The organism is Peribacillus sp. NJ11, from assembly GCF_030348405.1.
Classification (GTDB): domain Bacteria; phylum Bacillota; class Bacilli; order Bacillales; family DSM-1321; genus Peribacillus.
Genome location: NZ_JAUCFO010000001.1, coordinates 5021512 through 5039473, shown reverse-complemented (window position 1 = coordinate 5039473; position 17962 = coordinate 5021512). Strand labels below are relative to the sequence as shown.

At 41.2% G+C, this 17962-nt stretch carries 20 protein-coding genes; all 20 read left to right on the top strand.

The genetic code is table 11. The features are described 5' to 3' along the window. The first annotated feature begins 50 nt into the window (after positions 1 to 50). The 20 genes from mraY to QUF86_RS24485 all read left to right on the top strand — a co-directional run bounded on the left by mraY (position 51) and on the right by QUF86_RS24485 (position 17873). Entirely contained in the window at positions 51 to 1028 is a 978-nt protein-coding gene (gene mraY, locus QUF86_RS24580) for a phospho-N-acetylmuramoyl-pentapeptide-transferase (protein WP_289317231.1), read from the top strand. Continuing rightward, positions 1029 to 2381, top strand: coding sequence for a UDP-N-acetylmuramoyl-L-alanine--D-glutamate ligase (murD, locus tag QUF86_RS24575; RefSeq protein WP_289317230.1), 1353 nt, complete (start codon positions 1029 to 1031; stop codon positions 2379 to 2381). It abuts the gene before it with no gap. A gap of 161 nt (positions 2382 to 2542) precedes the next feature. After that, positions 2543 to 3643 carry a stage V sporulation protein E gene (gene spoVE / locus QUF86_RS24570; RefSeq protein WP_095389937.1) on the top strand — a complete coding sequence of 367 codons (1101 nt, stop codon included), beginning with the start codon at positions 2543 to 2545 and terminating at the stop codon, positions 3641 to 3643. Positions 3644 to 3997: 354 nt separating this feature from the next. Further along, entirely contained in the window at positions 3998 to 4906 is a 909-nt protein-coding gene (murB, locus tag QUF86_RS24565) for a UDP-N-acetylmuramate dehydrogenase (RefSeq protein WP_289317229.1), read from the top strand. A 137-nt stretch (positions 4907 to 5043) separates the two neighbouring features. After that, on the top strand, positions 5044 to 5826 hold the full coding sequence (locus tag QUF86_RS24560) for a cell division protein FtsQ/DivIB (protein WP_289317228.1): 783 nt from the start codon (positions 5044 to 5046) through the stop codon (positions 5824 to 5826). After that, a complete protein-coding gene (locus tag QUF86_RS24555; RefSeq protein WP_289317227.1) occupies positions 5813 to 6505 on the top strand; it encodes a DUF881 domain-containing protein in 693 nt (230 codons plus the stop codon). Before QUF86_RS24560 ends, QUF86_RS24555 begins: the two co-directional genes overlap by 14 nt. Positions 6506 to 6547: 42 nt before the next feature. After that, positions 6548 to 7258 (top strand): DUF881 domain-containing protein, encoded by a 711-nt coding sequence (locus QUF86_RS24550; RefSeq protein WP_289317226.1) that lies wholly within the window; start codon positions 6548 to 6550, stop codon positions 7256 to 7258. After that, entirely contained in the window at positions 7258 to 7623 is a 366-nt protein-coding gene (locus QUF86_RS24545; protein ID WP_289317225.1) for a small basic family protein, read from the top strand. Before QUF86_RS24550 ends, QUF86_RS24545 begins: the two co-directional genes overlap by 1 nt. Before the next feature lie 262 nt (positions 7624 to 7885). Next, positions 7886 to 9184 (top strand): cell division protein FtsA, encoded by a 1299-nt coding sequence (ftsA, locus tag QUF86_RS24540; protein ID WP_289317224.1) that lies wholly within the window; start codon positions 7886 to 7888, stop codon positions 9182 to 9184. Between the two features lie 44 nt (positions 9185 to 9228). Further along, a complete protein-coding gene (gene ftsZ, locus QUF86_RS24535; protein ID WP_289317223.1) occupies positions 9229 to 10386 on the top strand; it encodes a cell division protein FtsZ in 1158 nt (385 codons plus the stop codon). Positions 10387 to 10910: 524 nt separating this feature from the next. Further along, entirely contained in the window at positions 10911 to 11837 is a 927-nt protein-coding gene (gene spoIIGA, locus QUF86_RS24530; RefSeq protein WP_289335964.1) for a sigma-E processing peptidase SpoIIGA, read from the top strand. A 58-nt stretch (positions 11838 to 11895) separates the two neighbouring features. After that, positions 11896 to 12615: an RNA polymerase sporulation sigma factor SigE gene (gene sigE, locus QUF86_RS24525; RefSeq protein WP_053345247.1), complete on the top strand. Its 720-nt coding sequence runs from the start codon at positions 11896 to 11898 to the stop codon at positions 12613 to 12615. Positions 12616 to 12765: 150 nt separating this feature from the next. Continuing rightward, entirely contained in the window at positions 12766 to 13545 is a 780-nt protein-coding gene (gene sigG, locus QUF86_RS24520) for an RNA polymerase sporulation sigma factor SigG (RefSeq protein ID WP_034313871.1), read from the top strand. A gap of 231 nt (positions 13546 to 13776) precedes the next feature. Further along, on the top strand, positions 13777 to 14046 hold the full coding sequence (locus QUF86_RS24515; protein ID WP_053345249.1) for a YlmC/YmxH family sporulation protein: 270 nt from the start codon (positions 13777 to 13779) through the stop codon (positions 14044 to 14046). 55 nt (positions 14047 to 14101) lie between these two features. Beyond that, a complete protein-coding gene (gene pgeF, locus QUF86_RS24510) occupies positions 14102 to 14929 on the top strand; it encodes a peptidoglycan editing factor PgeF (RefSeq protein WP_289324336.1) in 828 nt (275 codons plus the stop codon). Further along, complete coding sequence (locus QUF86_RS24505; protein WP_289317220.1) at positions 14930 to 15601, top strand: YggS family pyridoxal phosphate-dependent enzyme; 672 nt, start codon at positions 14930 to 14932, stop codon at positions 15599 to 15601. A 21-nt stretch (positions 15602 to 15622) separates the two neighbouring features. Then, a complete protein-coding gene (locus QUF86_RS24500) occupies positions 15623 to 16087 on the top strand; it encodes a cell division protein SepF (RefSeq protein WP_289324338.1) in 465 nt (154 codons plus the stop codon). Positions 16088 to 16093: 6 nt separating this feature from the next. Then, positions 16094 to 16360, top strand: coding sequence for a YggT family protein (locus QUF86_RS24495; protein WP_289317218.1), 267 nt, complete (start codon positions 16094 to 16096; stop codon positions 16358 to 16360). 138 nt (positions 16361 to 16498) lie between these two features. Further along, positions 16499 to 17272 carry a YlmH family RNA-binding protein gene (locus QUF86_RS24490; RefSeq protein WP_289335963.1) on the top strand — a complete coding sequence of 258 codons (774 nt, stop codon included), beginning with the start codon at positions 16499 to 16501 and terminating at the stop codon, positions 17270 to 17272. An 85-nt stretch (positions 17273 to 17357) separates the two neighbouring features. Further along, positions 17358 to 17873: a DivIVA domain-containing protein gene (locus QUF86_RS24485; protein ID WP_057913479.1), complete on the top strand. Its 516-nt coding sequence runs from the start codon at positions 17358 to 17360 to the stop codon at positions 17871 to 17873. Positions 17874 to 17962: the final 89 nt, after the last annotated feature.

The following is a 17962-nucleotide window of genomic DNA, read 5'->3' as shown; positions in this document are numbered from 1 at the left end:
AACAAGCAGAATTTTATATTTGAATTGTGTTAGGAATGAGGGAGTAAGGAATGTTGGAACAAGTAATTTTTTATACGATTTTGGTGGCGTTTTTAGTAACCGTTCTTCTTTCGCCGATTTTCATCCCGTTTTTAAGAAGATTGAAATTCGGGCAAAGTATCAGGGAAGAAGGCCCACAATCGCATCTGAAGAAAACGGGAACACCCACCATGGGCGGTTTGGTCATATTATTATCTGTTACCATCGCTACATTGGTCATGACTTTGAAATTTTCGGTACCTTCGACCGAAACGTATTTATTATTATTCGTTACTTTAGGATTTGGTTTATTAGGTTTCTTGGACGATTTCATCAAAGTGGTCATGAAGCGAAACCTGGGACTGACTTCTAAGCAAAAACTGATTGGGCAAATTGTGATTTCGGTGATTTTTTACTTCGTCTTTAAACAGACAGACCGTTTTAATCCTGAATTGACGATTCCAGGCACTGACTTTGCCTTTGATTTTGGCTGGTTTTATCTCTTTATCGTTATTTTCTGGCTGGTAGGTTTTTCGAATGCCGTCAATTTGACGGATGGGCTTGATGGACTTGTCTCAGGGACATCAGCCATTGCTTTTGGTGCTTTTGCCATATTGGCCTGGAGTCAGTCACAATACGATGTCGCTATTTTTTCGGTGGCGGTTGTCGGTGCGGTGCTCGGATTTTTGGTATTCAATGCACATCCTGCAAAGGTATTCATGGGAGATACGGGTTCCTTGGCCCTTGGAGGAGCGATCGCTACCATCGCCCTGTTAACGAAGCTTGAAATCCTCCTGGTAATCATTGGCGGAGTCTTCGTCATTGAGACGCTCTCAGTCATCCTACAGGTAGGATCTTTTAAAACGACTGGAAAACGTATTTTTAAAATGAGTCCGCTTCACCACCATTATGAGCTTTCCGGCTGGTCGGAATGGCGCGTCGTCGTGACTTTCTGGACAGTGGGGCTGCTGTGTGCGGTACTCGGAATCTATTTAGAGGTGTGGATATAATTGAAAGAGACTGCAAAGTATTCAGAGAAAAAGATATTGGTATTGGGATTGGCAAAAAGCGGAGTGACGGCAGCTTCGCTTCTACATAAATTAGGAGCTTTCGTAACGGTGAATGACATGAAGCCATTATCGGAAAATCCTGAGGCTCAAGGACTTCTTGAACAAGGAATTAAAGTCATCTGCGGTAGTCATCCGATCGAGCTTCTTGATGAGGGTTTCGAGTTAATCGTGAAAAACCCGGGAATCCCTTATCGGAACCCTATCGTAAAAGGGGCATTGGAAAAAGGGATTCCGGTTATTACGGAAGTTGAATTGGCCTATCAGATCAGTGAGGCCCCTTTCATAGGCATCACTGGTACAAATGGGAAAACGACTACGACAACATTAATATTCGAAATGTTGAAGACCGGTGAAAAGTCCCCACTTATTGCTGGGAATATTGGGACAGTGGCTTCGGGTGTTGCTGAAAAGGCAAAATCAGATGACTCGATCGTCATTGAATTATCATCGTTTCAGTTAATGGGAATAGAGGAATTTCGTCCTGAAATCTCAGTCTTGACAAATTTGTATGATGCGCATTTGGATTATCATAGTTCCAAACAGGAATATGCCGAAGCAAAAGCTGCGATTGCGAAAAATCAAATAGGCTCAGATTTCATGATTTATAATGCAGATCAAGATCCCGTTGTATCCATGGCGAAAAAGACCAAGGCTGAACTTGTACCTTTTTCAACTGAAGTGAAACATGAGAATGGAGCCTATGTGGAAGAAGGTGCCGCATACTTCAGAGGAGAAAAAATCATTGATGTTTCAGAGATAGCGCTTCCTGGAAAACATAATTTGGAAAATGTGCTCGCGGCCATATCAGCGGCGAAACTGAAGGGTGTTGCCAACGAAGCCATTCAGACTGTACTGAAAACATTTTATGGTGTGGAGCACCGTTTGCAGTTTGTTGCAACGATCGAAAACCGTAAATTTTATAATGATTCGAAAGCGACGAACATTCTTGCAGCGTCCAAAGCGTTAACATCCTTTACGGAACCTGTCATCTTATTGGCAGGCGGGTTGGATCGCGGGAATGAATTCGATGAGTTGAAACCGGCTATGAAAAATGTCAAAGCCTTGATAACTTTTGGCGAAACCGCAGAAAAAATTGAGCGGGTAGCAAAAGAAATAGGAATAGCGAATATAAAACGTGTCGATAATGTAGAAAAGGCCGTACCGGCTGCATTTGAATTATCAAATGAAGGCGACTGCATTCTTCTCTCCCCGGCTTGTGCAAGCTGGGATCAATATAAAACTTTTGAGCAAAGAGGAGACATGTTTATGGAGGCCGTGCATAAACTTAAGTAAGAGCTTTCGCAGAGAGAAGTGAACTTGCTTCTACGTTGACACCTTGGAAAAAAGCGATAATGAGCCGTTATCGCTTTTTTTTTGACTAAAGTGCTGACAAGCAATCAGCAATGATGTTTTTATTCGTACAGGCTCGAAAAACTTCCTAGAGGTGGATGTCCGTGCCATTAAAAAAATCGAATCCTGATCTCATTCTCATTATCGTCACCTTAAGTCTTTTGACCGTTGGATTAATCATGGTTTACAGCGCAAGTGCCATTTGGGCAACATATAAATTTGATGATTCCTTTTATTTTGCTAAAAGACAGTTGCTGTTTGCCTGCGTTGGTGTCATAGCCATGTTTTTCATCATGAATGTGGATTACTGGACGTGGCGGACTTGGGCCAAGATTTTGATCATCATTTGTTTCATTATGTTACTGGCTGTGCTGGTGCCGGGTATAGGGATGGCGAGAAATGGTTCGAGGAGCTGGATTGGTGTAGGTGCCTTTTCGGTCCAACCTTCTGAGTTCATGAAGCTAGCGATGATCGCTTTTTTAGCTAAGTTTTTATCCGAACGGCAAAAGCTGATCACCTCCTTTAAAAAAGGGATGCTTCCATCCTTGGGTTTAGTGTTTTTGGCATTTGGATTGATCATGTTACAGCCCGACCTTGGAACGGGAACGGTAATGGTAGGAACCTGCATCGTCATGATCTTTATTTCCGGGGCAAGAATCAGCCATTTTGTTGGCTTGGGTCTTATCGGGGTGGCTGGTTTTATCGGTCTGATTTTGTCAGCGCCTTACCGGATAAAAAGGATCACATCTTTTCTGGATCCTTGGGAGGATCCTTTGGGCAGTGGATTTCAGATGATTCAATCGTTCTATGCCATTGGGCCCGGGGGATTATTCGGGCTGGGACTCGGGCAAAGCCGCCAAAAGTTTTTCTATTTACCAGAACCTCAGACTGATTTCATTTTTGCCATACTGTCCGAGGAACTTGGCTTCATCGGAGGCTCTCTGGTCATTTTGTTATTTGCGCTTATGCTTTGGCGGGGCATACGGATCGCACTTGGTGCCCCTGATTTATATGGGAGCCTTGTAGCGGTGGGAATCATTGCAATGGTCGCCATTCAAGTGATGATCAATATAGGGGTGGTAACGGGATTGATGCCGGTTACGGGTATCACCTTGCCCCTCTTGAGTTATGGCGGTTCATCTCTGACACTCATGTTGATGGCAATCGGAGTGCTCCTGAATATAAGTCGTTATTCAAGATTCTGACATCAGGAAAATATATGATATGAGAAAAGGGAAGTCCTGTTAAATGCAGGGCTCCTTTTTTTTTACGTTGAAAGCCCTTGCAGGAAAAAGATTTTGGAGGGGACCTTGCCGGAATTTAGAAATAATTGAAATGCCGCTTAAATATTACCATGTATGAATGTTGGGGAATCCACAATAAATATTGGCAATACGGCTTTGTTTAGACTATAGTATAAGAGGGTTAGGCCGTACTGGGGCTTGCTGCTGTTCATTTTCTGCTTAAAAGGTGTTATTAATCTTCTAAAATAAGTGACCTCATGGAAGAGGAATTGAAAATCGTAACTTGGAATTTTTGGAACAACAAGGAGGTTTATCATGGATAAAGTGATAAAGCAATTAACTGAAATGAAAATCGGCAAAGTTCTAGAACAGGAACCGCTTGCGAATCATACAACTATGAAAATTGGGGGGCCGGCTGATTTATTCATCGTGCCATCTTCCATTGAAAATATAGAAAAAACGATGCAGGTCATTAAAGAACATGGGATACCATGGAGGGCGATTGGCAGGGGCTCGAACCTACTTGTAAGTGATGGCGGAATTGAAGGTGCCGTGCTTAAATTGGGTAAAGGACTTGATCATCTCGAGATAAATGGCGCCGAGATTAAAGCAGGGGCTGGGGTATCACTTGTCAGCCTGTCCGTACAAATCAGTAAAAAAGGGTATGCAGGATTGGAATTTGCCAGTGGAATCCCCGGTTCGGTCGGCGGAGCTGTCTATATGAACGCTGGTGCGCACGGTTCCGATATGAGTGAAATTCTCAAGGCGGCACATGTCCTTTTTGAAGATGGAACCCTAGCTTGGCTTTCCAAGGAAGAAATGGATTTTTCTTATCGTACTTCCCTACTTCAGAAGAAAAGACCTGGAATCGTACTTGAAGCAATTTTTCAATTGACTGAGGGTGATAAAACCGAAATCGTTGAAAGAATGCAGAATAACAAAAATTACCGTAAAGAAACGCAGCCGTATAATCTTCCATGTGCCGGGAGCATATTTAGGAATCCTCTTCCGCATCATGCAGGTAAACTGGTGGAGAATGCAGGCCTGAAGGGACACTCGATTGGCGGAGCTCAGATTTCACCGATGCATGGGAACTTTATCGTTAACACAGGTAATGGAAGTGCAGCGGATGTTCAAGCCTTGATACAGCATGTGAAGGATACTGTGTATGATATGTTTGAAATTGAAATGGAAACAGAAGTGGAAATTATCGGCCGGAAATAATAATGGAGTTATTTTTTATATCCAAATTTTGTGATATAATGTGTTACCTTTAAAGTTTATTTATAACCAAATTTTGAGTTTGATTGATTTCTTACTGTGCCAAAAACCATCCATTTTTTCAGGAAGAGGTGAAAGGGATGGAAAAGGGGAAAATCGTTTCCATTGAGGACCGCATCCCGAAATTAAAACAATTAAGAAAAAGTAAAGCAAACAGGCGACTTGTTCTTTTGCTTTCCCTTTTCTTCATACTGGTTGCTTGTGTGCTATATTTTTTATCCCCTTTGAGCTATGTGAAATCCGTGCAGGTGGAGGGTAATCGTTATATTACTTCCAAGCAAATCATTAAATTGAGTAAGGTGAATAAGGATCGAAGCATCTGGAAGGTTGATACAGGGGTAGCCGCGGCTAATATCAAAAAGAATCAGGAAATAAAAAGCGTTAAGGTAACACCTGTATTTCCTAATGCCATTAAAATTACGGTTTCGGAGCATAACAGGATGGCATACCTGTCCAATAATGGGAAGTATGCCCCTATTTTGGAAAATGGAACCGTTTTGGAAGAGCTAGCAACAGGAGAAATTCCAGTATTTGCCCCGGTTTTAATTGGTTTCAAAGAGGGTAAAGCATTAAAGTTGCTTTTAGAAGAATTGGACAAGCTTCCTGTCGAGATTCAGAATGCCATTTCCGAAATTCATTATGCTCCAACCAAAACAGATGCCTATCATATCGTCATGTTTATGAACGATGGGTTTGAGGTAAGTGCGACAAGCCGGACTTTATACGAGAAAATGATTCACTATCCATCGATTGTCAGCCAGTTGGATCCTGATGTAAAGGGAGTCATTGATCTGGAAGTGGGTTCTTATTTTAAAGCATATGAAGACGCTGAACAAAAGGAAGACACTAATGAGGAAAATTAATGGCAAACGGGTGGTTTTGCCCCTAGTTTGCGTAGTTCTCGGATTTATGATTGCCTTCTCTTACAATCTGACCAAAGATGGTAAAGGAGTAGGGAAGGACAAAGCCTGGAATCAGGAATATGAACTCAGGCAACAACTGATCGAACAAGAGAAACAGAACCGGGACCTTCAGAAGGAACTCCTTCAAAAGCAAGAAAATGTATCCAAAATAGAAAAGGACCTAGCACAGGAAAAGCAGCTTTTTTTCAATTTGGCAAAGGATACGGAGAAATACCGAATGTTTCTCGGAAAAGTGAAAGTGAAAGGCACAGGCCTTCAGGTGACTCTTGAAGATGGTACAGATATGGACTCAAAAGCCAATGTCAATAACTACCTGGTCCACGAACAGCATGTCTTCAAGGTCGTCAATGAACTATACATATCAGGTGCAGAGGCTGTTGCGATTAACGGTCAAAGGTTAAATCATAATTCCTACATAATCTGTAATGGGCCAGTGATCACAATCGATGGCCATCAGCATCCTGCTCCATTTACCATTTCTGCGATTGGGGACCCTGATGTCCTGGGTGCTTCCCTGGACTTACCCGGTGGCATTAAGGAACAGCTGGTTAATGAGAATATTATCTTTACAGTGGAAAAACAAAAGAATATCATTTTTGATCCAATTATTGGAGGGTGATTAGATCGCCGGATTCGATGAAAGATTGGTGAGAAACTGGAAATGAAAAAAAAGCTTTCTTTTAGTTTGGTTACGTTGATTGCTGGCTTCATGCTCGCAATTCAATTCAATTTGGTGAATCAGCCTGTCATTTCCGATACAAGGGATATGTGGGAGCTGAAAAATGATTTATTGAAAGAACAGCAGACCCAGGTGGAATTAATTGAGGATATCAGTAAGCTTGAGGGGAAAATCGCCTCCTATGAAACAAAGAAAAATGAGAGTAAAGAAGAAGTATTGCGTGACACCCTGACCGAATTAAAGTCTGACGCAGGGTTGACAGAAATAAAAGGTAATGGGGTAATCGTGTCTATTCAGCCTATCAAAGAAGATATTCTACTTGGTGAGAGAATCGAGTATATTTCACCAGTGCTGATAATTCGGCTCATTAATGAAATGTATAGGTTTGGAGCTGACGAAATTTCCATTTCAGGGCAAAGGTATATATCGACATCGGTTATTCGTGATATTAATGGACAGCCGAAAATGGACGGATATCCCCTAGTCAATTACCCTGTCGAAATGCAGGCAATAACCGTTAATCCAAAGAAACTTAAGCAGCGAATTGAAGGTTCTGAACTTATGGATGATTTCTTTATAGATAATTTTGAAGTGCAGATTAAGGTGCCGACTGGTGAATTAACATTGCCGGCATACCAAAATGCTATTAATGTGGAACACATGGAACCCATTATGGATGGGGGGGGATCGTGATGTGGTTGCCAGTTTTTGGACTCTTAATTGGGATCACCCTTGGTTTTTTGGTGGATTTTGATATTCCCCAAGAATATTCAAATTATCTCTCCATTGCCGTGCTTGCTGCTTTTGATACCTTGTTTGGAGGCATACGGGCGCATCTGCAAAATCTTTATGATGAAGTAGTATTTGTAACAGGATTCTTCTTTAATATTGTTTTGGCCGCAGGTTTGGCTTTTCTAGGTGTACATCTTGGTGTAGACTTATACTTAGCCGCAATCTTCGTGTTCGGCGTAAGGCTCTTTCAAAATATCGCCCTGATTAGAAGGATCCTAATTGAAAAATGGTCCATTTCCCGGAAAAAGCAGAAAAAAAATCTATAATTTTAAAGGGAATTAAGTTATAAATGACGAATAGTTTATGGCAGTATCTAGTTTAGTAATATATCAGTTAAGTTGAGAAGCGAACAATTAGCATCTTAAAGTGAGGAATCTACGAGTTCTGTTTGGGAAATACAAATGAACTGCTTAGTATGACATTCGCGAGTTGTTGTAATCAGTTCTGTTATTCTATAATGAATAAGTCTTTCGATATAAAAATGTTATTCTACTAATACATGTATAAAACTGAAGGAGGTGCCATGGAATGAACAGCAATGAAATATACGTAAGTCTTGACATCGGTACATCCAGTGTAAAAGTTATCATTGGGGAAATGGTCAATGACACATTAAATATAATCGGCGTGGGAAATGTTAAATCAGAGGGGCTCAAAAAGGGTTCGATCGTCGGTATAGATGAAACCGTCCAATCCATTCAAAAGGCTGTAGAGCAAGCAGAACGGATGATAGGGATGGAGATAAAAAAGGTAATCGTCGGTATAAGTGGAAATCACGTGACGCTTCAGCCCTGTCATGGGGTAGTAGCGGTATCCAGTGAAAATAAAGAGATTACTGAGCATGACGTTTTCCGTGTTAGGGAAGCAGCGGAGTTAATAACGATACCATCCGACAGGGAAATAATCGACGTGGTGCCGATTCATTACAAAGTTGATGAACTTGATGAAATAAGTGATCCAAGGGGCATGATAGGTGTTCGGTTGGAAATGAGAGGGATTTTAATCACAGGTCTTCGGACAATTTTACATAATACGCTGCGTTGTGTGGAAAGGGCAGGGTTAGAAATAACAGATATCGCTCTTCAGCCATTAGCCGCAGGTTCCCTTGTTTTATCCAAGGATGAAAAAGAACTTGGTGTTGCACTTGTCGATATTGGCGGAGGTTCCACGACTCTGGCAATTTTCGAACAAGGCTATTTACAATATACGTCTGTGATACCTATAGGCGGTGAAACACTTACGAAAGACCTTTCCATCGTTCTAAGGACAACGATGGAAGAAGCTGAGAAAATAAAAGTAAAGCATGGACATGCCTTTTATGATGATGCGTCTGAAGATGAAGTATTTCAAATACCTATCATCGGCAGCGACCAGCAGCAGAAATGCAACCAGCTAATGCTTTCGGATATCATTGAAGCGCGGGTGACCGAAATATTCGAGTTGATTCAAGATGATTTGAGGAGACTTGGCTTCCAGGATATACCAGGTGGTTTCGTGTTGACCGGAGGCGTCGTCAAGATGCCGGGAGTTCTGGAGCTTGCTCAATATGTGTTCCAAAATCGCGTTAGGACAGCTGAGCCGAATTACATCGGAGTTAGGGAACCCCAATATACGACAGCTGTTGGTCTGATTAAACATGCATGCAAGAAAGAGAGAATGCAAAAAAACACCGCTAATAAAACCCCTGTAGCAGCTGGACAAGCACATGAAGATAACGACCAGCGCAGCCAGAAGGTTTCTCAGAAAAGCAAAGAGAACACGGCTAAAAAACAAGGTGAAAAAGGTGAATCTAAATTCAAAAAAATCCTGGGTTACTTTTTTGAATAACAATCATAAAGAATCGGGAATTTCGTCAAAATAGGAGGATTGTCATGTTGGAGTTTGATTCTAATTTAGAACAATTAGCAACGATAAAAGTAATAGGTGTTGGCGGCGGCGGAAACAATGCGGTAAACAGAATGATCGAGCATGGTGTACAGGGTGTTGAGTTTATTTCTGTCAATACTGACGCACAGGCTCTTAATCTATCAAAAGCAGAAATTAAAATGCAAATCGGTGGGAAGCTTACACGCGGTTTGGGTGCAGGTGCCAATCCGGAGGTAGGAAAAAAAGCTGCAGAAGAAAGCAAAGAGCAGATTGAAGAAGCGCTTAAAGGTGCCGATATGGTATTCGTAACGGCTGGAATGGGCGGCGGTACGGGAACGGGAGCTGCTCCTGTCATCGCTGGCATTGCTAAAGATTTAGGGGCGCTTACAGTCGGTGTAGTTACACGCCCATTTACTTTCGAAGGCCGAAAACGTGCAACTCAGGCACAAGGCGGCATTTCATCCATGAAGGAATCGGTTGACACACTGATCGTCATTCCGAATGACCGTCTCCTTGAAATCGTCGATAAAAGCACGCCAATGCTTGAAGCATTCCGTGAAGCCGATAATGTACTTCGTCAAGGTGTACAAGGGATTTCAGATTTAATCGCTGTTCCAGGTCTTATAAACTTGGACTTTGCCGATGTTAAGACCATCATGTCCAACAAAGGTTCCGCACTAATGGGAATCGGGATTTCTTCCGGGGAAAACCGTGCAGCAGAAGCGGCGAAAAAAGCCATCTCCAGTCCGTTGCTTGAAACATCGATTGATGGTGCCCAAGGCGTACTGATGAATATTACCGGTGGTACGAACCTAAGTCTTTTTGAAGTCCAGGAAGCGGCCGATATCGTGGCTACTGCATCCGATCAAGACGTAAACATGATTTTTGGTTCGGTTATCAATGAAAACCTTAAAGATGAAATCGTCGTTACAGTAATTGCAACAGGCTTTAACGAGGTTGAAGCTTCAATAAGGCCTACAGGACGTCCGACACTCGGACAACAGCAGCAATCAAGACCTCAGACACAACAAACGCCACAGTCAAACGTGAAGCGTGAAGTGAAGAGAGAAGAAGTCAATGAACAGCCTGCACGTAATGCCAATCAAGGTGAAGAGGCCCTGGATATTCCAACCTTCCTCCGTAACCGTAATAGACGCCGTTAATATCGACGTCATATGCCGTTCCCATTTGGGGACGGTTTTTTGTCGTCTGAAAAAGGAATTCATAAAAATGCAATTGTGTCCATTGACCCTTAATGATGATGGGGCTTTCTCGGGCATTGTCACTCTGATCGAATGGCTAATCGAAATCTGGAAAATTGCACCCTTGATCGGTGTCTGAATTTTTCTGTTCGGTGGAATGCCCGATTCCGTTGCTTGATGGAGTTCCTGGTCATGCACCTTCTTTACGGTTACCGGGTCGGGCCATTTATATTTGGTAAATGTAACAAGATAAGAGAGTCAATAAATTATTAAACTTTTATAACATAAATCGACAGTAGTAAAAGGGAGCAGGATAGTCTCTAAGACAGTATTGAAAATATCAATAGCTGTTTTTCTACAAAAAGGGTAAAAATGACTGAAAAACTCTTAAGTTTTTCAGTACAAAAAGTGACACACTTTCTAAGGGCAGGTACGCTATACTTTTTGCTAGTGGAAGGTTAGTTCATAAAAGGAGGGGAGGGTGTTTGACCTTATATTTAGATGTGATCTGGTTATTGAATTGGTTATTTGACTGCCTCCTTTTATATTGGACCGCCATCATTCTCAAACGAAGGGTAGCTCTTTGGCGGGTATGCATCGGCGGGCTGATCGGTTCCTTCATTATCGTATTGGCGTTCACTCCTTTTTATGCAATTGCCGACCGAGCTTACATGAAGATTTTTGTATCCCTGGTCATGGTGCTGGCAACCTTTGGGTTCAATAGGTTAAAACTTTTTATGAAATCGGTGGCCACTTTATATTTTGTGACGTTTTTATCAGGAGGTATCCTGCTGGGACTTCACTACCTATTTGAATTTCAAATCGTTTCCAAGGACCCTGGTCAATATGCAGGAATCAATCGTTTTGGTGACCCTGTCAGCTGGATATTCGTAATGATTGGGTTCCCGCTCGCTTGGCAATTTTCCAAGCGAACACTTGAAGGGATGGAGATGACAAAGCTTACACATGAACAAATGGTTTCGGTCTCGGTTAAAATTTCTGATTTTGAAGGTACGTTTCTTGGTTTGGTGGATAGCGGCAATCAATTATATGATCCGATTACACGTTCCCCAGTAATGATCATCTCTCTTTCAGGCGGGGAAGCAGGAATTCCAAACGACATGCTAGAGCTCTTTAAAAACCCTGATAACCTGATTAAGCAGGAAGTACAGCCCGAATATTCATGGACCGGAAGAATGCGTGTCATCCCTTATAAAGTCGTGGGTCATGAACATCAGTTGTTAACCGCAATCAAGCCGGATTACATTAAAATCGTTCAAGGGGAAAAAGAATATCATGTCAAGCAGGGTCTCGTTTCGTTTACCTTTCAGCAACTCTCTCCCGACAATAGCTATCAATCTATCGTTCACCCGAAAATGTTAACCGGAATACCGGTGCAAAATGCCTCCTGATTCATTTATTCATTCTTAAATTTGAACCATAATCCGTTTATTAGAAGGGAGAATTATTTTGAAGAAATTCATTCTTCGGCTCACTTATTTTTGGTACAAACTATTGTTCAAGCTCGGATTGAAAACGGACGAAATATTTTATATAGGAGGGAGTGAGGCACTGCCGCCGCCCCTTTCAAAGGAAGAAGAGGCAATACTGATCAATAAATTACCCAAGGGCGATGAAGCTGCACGATCGATCTTAATTGAACGGAATTTAAGGCTGGTGGTTTATATTGCCAGGAAATTTGAAAATACGGGCATCAATATTGAAGATTTAATCAGCATTGGTACCATAGGTTTGATCAAAGCTGTGAATACATTCAATCCTGAGAAGAAAATTAAACTGGCTACATATGCTTCGAGATGCATCGAGAATGAAATATTAATGTATTTACGCAGAAATAACAAAATCCGTTCTGAAGTTTCTTTTGATGAACCTCTGAATATCGATTGGGATGGAAATGAACTACTGTTATCCGATGTCCTTGGAACTGACGATGACATCATCACGAAGGACCTCGAGGCAAACGTTGACCGCAAGCTGCTGACAAAAGCACTTACGCAGTTATCCGAACGTGAAAAACAGATAATGGAACTCCGTTTTGGACTTGCAGGTGGGGAAGAAAAAACACAAAAGGATGTTGCCGATATGTTGGGGATTTCCCAATCCTACATTTCACGTTTGGAAAAAAGGATTATTAAGAGGCTTCGAAAAGAATTTAATAAAATGGTGTAAAAAAATAAAGAGCTTAAATGCCAATTAAATCAATACTTTGTTAGCTATTTTGAAAAATAATGATGATTTTCCGTTCTAGCCATGTGCATATTTTTTCCTCCCGCGGAAATACTGTTTTTTGTACAGCGCTCCTGTGAGGAGGGAATAATTTTGTCTCGTAATAAGGTTGAAATCTGCGGTGTGGATACATCAAAATTACCGGTTTTAAAGAATGAAGAAATGAGAAAACTCTTTAAAGAACTGCAAGATGGCGATATTTCAGCAAGAGAGAAACTGGTAAACGGGAATCTTCGACTCGTTCTAAGCGTCATTCAGCGCTTCAACAATCGGGGAGAGTATGTAGATGATCTATTTCAGGTAGGCTGTATAGGGTTAATGAAGTCGATAGATAACTTTGACCTAGGTCAAAATGTTAAGTTTTCAACGTATGCTGTACCGATGATTATTGGAGAAATCAGAAGATATCTTCGTGACAATAATCCGATTCGGGTATCCCGTTCTTTAAGAGACATCGCTTACAAAGCTTTGCAGGTGAAAGAAAAGCTCATAAGTCAGACCCTTCGTGAGCCGACAGCTGAAGAAATCGCCAAGGTGTTGGAAGTACCTCATGAAGAAATTGTTTTTGCACTAGATGCAATACAAGATCCAGTTTCACTTTTTGAACCGATTTATAATGATGGCGGGGATCCGATTTATGTACTCGACCAACTGAGTGACGAAAAAAATAAAGATAGTACCTGGATTGATGAAATAGCTATAAATGAAGGTATGAGACGGTTGAATGACCGGGAAAAAATGATCCTTCGCAAACGGTTTTTCCAAGGGAAGACGCAAATGGAGGTAGCCGAGGAAATTGGCATTTCACAAGCGCAAGTATCTCGATTGGAAAAAGCAGCAATTAAGCAAATGAATAAAAATATCCAACAGTAGAAGCTGAGCATGAGAAAAAGTTAGCTGAAGCGGGTAGGGCAAAAATGTCGATTACCCGCTTATCAGCAACTTATCCATAGCGGCTTTTTTATTTTGTGAAAATCCCTTCCAGAAGGGAATCGGAAACTGTATGTACGTTTATTTATCGTATTCTTCATCCTTGAGTGAATCATGTCATATACATAGCAATAGGACCTTCATCTATGATGAAATTTTGAGGAGCTGAGTGATATGACCAGGATTTCCGAATTTCAAATTAAGGATATCGTCAATATAGCGGATGGAAAGAAATTAGGTAATATGTCAGATCTTGAAATCAATACGGCCACAGGGAAAATAGAGGCCATCATCGTTTCAAATGGAACAAGGCTAATGGGTTTCTTCGGGAGGGAACAGGATATTGTGATTCCATGGCGCAAAATAAAAAAAATCGGTGCAGATGTCATTCTTGTTGAACATCAGACGGTATTTCAAGCAGAGCTGAAAGATGAACGGTTTTAAAGGTACATGGCGTAAATATATGATACACTAGACTAAAACTAAAGAGGTTTATAGCATGAAAGAGCCATTTGTTTTAGTAAAAGACCAATATATGCTCATTGACAGCTGGAGACAACAAAATCTCCAGCTCGTAGCGGGCTTCACCACAAAAAATGGGGGAGTCAGTTCAGGGGATTTTCAAACATTGAATACCGGTTTTCATGTCGGGGATAAGCTTGAAGATGTCCAGGGAAACCGCAGGATTTTAGCCGATAAGCTGTTGTTTCCGCTTAATGAATGGATAGGCGCCGAGCAGACACATGAAACGAATATCCATCAAGTTACCAGCCGCGATGGCGGAAGAGGTGCAATGGATTATGATTCTGCCTTTAAAGCAACTGACGGATTTTATACAAAGGATCAAAATGTTTTACTGACCCTTTGCTATGCGGACTGCGTGCCCTTATACTTTCTTGCTCCGGCACATGGTATGATTGGGGTGGCACATGCTGGCTGGAAGGGTACCGTTAATGGAATTGCCCGAAAAATGGTTGAGGCATGGCTAGATAAGGGTATAAAGGCAACGGAGATATTTGCTGTTATTGGACCTTCGATTTGTTCAAAGTGCTATGTAGTGGATGATCATGTCATGGATTTAGTGCAGAATTTGCTGGTAGATAATGACGAAAAGCCCTATAATTTAATCAGTGAAGGTCAATATCAGTTAGATCTTAAGCAACTTAATGCATTGATTCTTCAAAAATCAGGAATTCCAAAAAGTCAGATCGACGTTACATCATACTGTACAAGCTGTGATCATGAATTGTTTTTTTCGCATCGCCGTGATAACGGGAAGACAGGTAGATTGATGAGTTTTATCGGTTGGAAGGAGGATTTAGGGTAAGTGAAAGTAGTGGACAATTTAAAAAACATCGAAGAAAAAATAAATATAGCATGTGAAAATAGTGGAAGGGACCGTAAAGATATAAAGTTAATCGCAGTGACGAAATATGTTTCGGTCGAGAGGGCAAATGAAGCATTGGAAGCGGGAATAATTGATTTGGGTGAAAACCGTGACGAAGGGCTTTTGAATAAATATGAAGTGCTGAAGGACAAGCCCCACTGGCATTATATTGGTTCCATGCAAACACGAAAAGTAAAGAATGTCATCGATAAAATTTCTTATATCCATTCGTTGGATCGCATTTCTTTGGCGGAAGAAATTCAAAAACGCGCAAATGAGCCGATAAACTGTTTAGTGCAGGTGAACGTTTCAGGTGAGGAATCGAAACATGGCCTGAATTCTGAGGCGACAATGGATTTCATAAAAGGGTTAGCTGTTTTTGATAAGGTGAATGTTGCAGGATTGATGACGATGGCTCCTTTGACGGATGATGAACAGGTTTTGCGGGAATGCTTCCGGAAACTGAAGGGCATCCAGGTGGAAATACAAAATGCCGGGTTGAAGCATGCCCCCTGCACTGAATTGTCCATGGGGATGTCCAATGATTTCATGATTGCCATTGAAGAAGGCGCAACAATGATTAGGATTGGTACTGCACTTGTAGGCGAATAATTTTAAGGAGGTACGCTATAGATGTCGTTCGTATCAAAATTTAAATCTTATTTCGCTCTGGATGATGAGTATGAGTACAAGGATGAAGTGATGGAAGAAGAGGAGGCTGAACCAAAAGTCGTGAAGTCAGGTAAACAGCAGCAGCCCGCTTCTGCAGGGAATAATACCAATCAGAATATCGTAAGTTTGCAAAGCGTACAGAAATCTTCTAAAGTAGTATTATTGGAGCCTCGTGCTTATGCAGAAGCCCAGGAAGTAGCTGATCATTTAAAAAACAGACGTGCTGTTGTTGTGAACCTTCAACGAATCCAGCATGATCAAGGAAAACGAATCATCGATTTTCTAAGTGGGACTGTCTATGCAATCAGCGGGGATATCCAAAAAATCGGAACAGATATATTCTTATGTACCCCGGACAACGTCGATGTTTCCGGTAATATTACCGGCTTTGCGGCCGAAGAGGAGTACGAAGAAGCGAGGTGGTAATGGTTAATGGGTTTAGTGCTTCAGGGTTTATATTATTTAATAGAAATTTATTCAATGGCATTAATCGGTTACATATTGATGTCATGGTTCCCAAATGCAAGGGAGACATCGATTGGTAAATTCCTTGAAAAGATTTGCGAACCGTATTTAGAACCGTTCAGAAAGTTCATACCGTCACTTGGGATGATCGATCTTTCACCTCTTGTGGCCTTGCTGGTGCTTAATTTTGCCAGCGGTTACGGAATCTTTTACTTACAGACTTTAATAGGATGATCAACAATTAACCTGACATGCATCATTACTACACAGTCGGAAGAATTTCCGCTGTGTAGTAGCAAGCAACGAAGAACCAGTTAATCAATTCCTTATGATCGACCATTAACTTGATAGCTAAGGAGCATTTATTCAATCATGAGTATTTATCAGCATTTCAGGCCGGAGGAAAAAGAATTTATTGACCAGGCAATGAATTGGATTGATCAGGTTAAAAATTCCTACGCTCCGAAACTATCTGATTTCCTTGATCCGCGTCAGCAGGAAATTCTTACATCCTTATTAGGGAATGATCCGGATGCGAAACTGCAATTTAATGGCGGGAGCGATTACGTAGAGCGAAAACGTGTGCTCATTTACCCTGATTATTACTCTCCTGAACCATCGGATTTCAATATCTCCTTATACGATATCTCCTATCCAAAAAAGTTTGTTTCGCTTGAACATAGGCAAATACTTGGAACCTTGATGTCACTTGGGGTAAAACGTGAAAAATTTGGTGATATAATAGTGACGGAGGAGCATATTCAATTTATAGCTGCCGAGGAGATGGATTTATATCTCACAGGAAACCTGGAGAGAATAGGTAACGCTTCCGTTACCATCAAAAGGATTCCGATGGGGGATATCATCCAAGTTAACGAAAAATGGGAAGAGCAAGTATCCACCGTCAGTTCTCTTAGGCTTGACAGTGTGCTATCGTCCGTCCTGAATATGTCCCGTCAAAAAACGCAAGCCTTGATAACGTCAGGAAAAGTAAAGGTGAATTTCAAGCAAACGGAAAACGTCTCGGAAGAATGCCGTGAGGGTGATACACTTTCCATCAGAGGTTTTGGCAGATGTAAAATAGCTTCAATTGATGGGAAAACCAAGAAGGATAAGTGGAGAATCTCGTTAGGCAGACAAAAATAATTCAATATCAAGCAGGATTCGTACATTTATTGTCGAATATAGAGTTTTAACATACTAGAGTAGAAACCGTTCTGGAGGTGCCGTAATGCCCTTAACCCCGATAGATATACATAACAAGGAATTTAACAAAGTATTTCGTGGGTATGATGAAGATGAAGTAAATGAATTTCTCGACCAGGTCATTAAAGATTATGAACTGATTTTGAGGGAGAAGAAAGAAATTGAAGATAAACTAAACGAGACATATGATCGTTTGGGACATTTTACGACAATTGAGGGTACACTTAATAAGTCGATTATTGTCGCACAAGAAGCAGCCGAAGAATTAAGGCGCAATGCCCAAAAAGAAGCGAAACTGATCATAAAGGAAGCAGAGAAAAATGCTGACCGGATCGTCAATGAGTCACTTGTGAAAGCAAGGAAAATTGCTATGGATATCGAAGATTTGAAAAAGCAATCCAAAGTATTCCGGACGCGTTTCAAAATGCTTGTCGGTGCACAGCTGGATTTGCTGGACAATGACGATTGGGATCATCTTCTGGATTATGAAGTAGATGCGACTGAAATTGAATTAAATGAGAGAGTGGAAGAGGAAATTTAAACGATTCCTTGACTTTGAACACTTTTTTCGCATATAATTTTTTAACAATACTATTCATTATGACATTAGGCGATGACAGGGAAAGTAAA

Coding starts and splice junctions, on each gene's coding strand:
- pgeF (WP_289324336.1), top strand. CDS start 14,102: ATGAAAGAGCCATTTGTTTTAGTAAAAGACCAATATATGCTCATTGAC.
- QUF86_RS24545 (WP_289317225.1), top strand. CDS start 7,258: ATGTGGTTGCCAGTTTTTGGACTCTTAATTGGGATCACCCTTGGTTTT.
- QUF86_RS24500 (WP_289324338.1), top strand. CDS start 15,623: ATGTCGTTCGTATCAAAATTTAAATCTTATTTCGCTCTGGATGATGAG.
- ftsA (WP_289317224.1), top strand. CDS start 7,886: ATGAACAGCAATGAAATATACGTAAGTCTTGACATCGGTACATCCAGT.
- ftsZ (WP_289317223.1), top strand. CDS start 9,229: ATGTTGGAGTTTGATTCTAATTTAGAACAATTAGCAACGATAAAAGTA.
- QUF86_RS24560 (WP_289317228.1), top strand. CDS start 5,044: ATGGAAAAGGGGAAAATCGTTTCCATTGAGGACCGCATCCCGAAATTA.
- mraY (WP_289317231.1), top strand. CDS start 51: ATGTTGGAACAAGTAATTTTTTATACGATTTTGGTGGCGTTTTTAGTA.
- QUF86_RS24515 (WP_053345249.1), top strand. CDS start 13,777: ATGACCAGGATTTCCGAATTTCAAATTAAGGATATCGTCAATATAGCG.
- QUF86_RS24550 (WP_289317226.1), top strand. CDS start 6,548: ATGAAAAAAAAGCTTTCTTTTAGTTTGGTTACGTTGATTGCTGGCTTC.
- murB (WP_289317229.1), top strand. CDS start 3,998: ATGGATAAAGTGATAAAGCAATTAACTGAAATGAAAATCGGCAAAGTT.
- QUF86_RS24555 (WP_289317227.1), top strand. CDS start 5,813: ATGAGGAAAATTAATGGCAAACGGGTGGTTTTGCCCCTAGTTTGCGTA.
- QUF86_RS24485 (WP_057913479.1), top strand. CDS start 17,358: ATGCCCTTAACCCCGATAGATATACATAACAAGGAATTTAACAAAGTA.
- QUF86_RS24495 (WP_289317218.1), top strand. CDS start 16,094: ATGGGTTTAGTGCTTCAGGGTTTATATTATTTAATAGAAATTTATTCA.
- QUF86_RS24490 (WP_289335963.1), top strand. CDS start 16,499: ATGAGTATTTATCAGCATTTCAGGCCGGAGGAAAAAGAATTTATTGAC.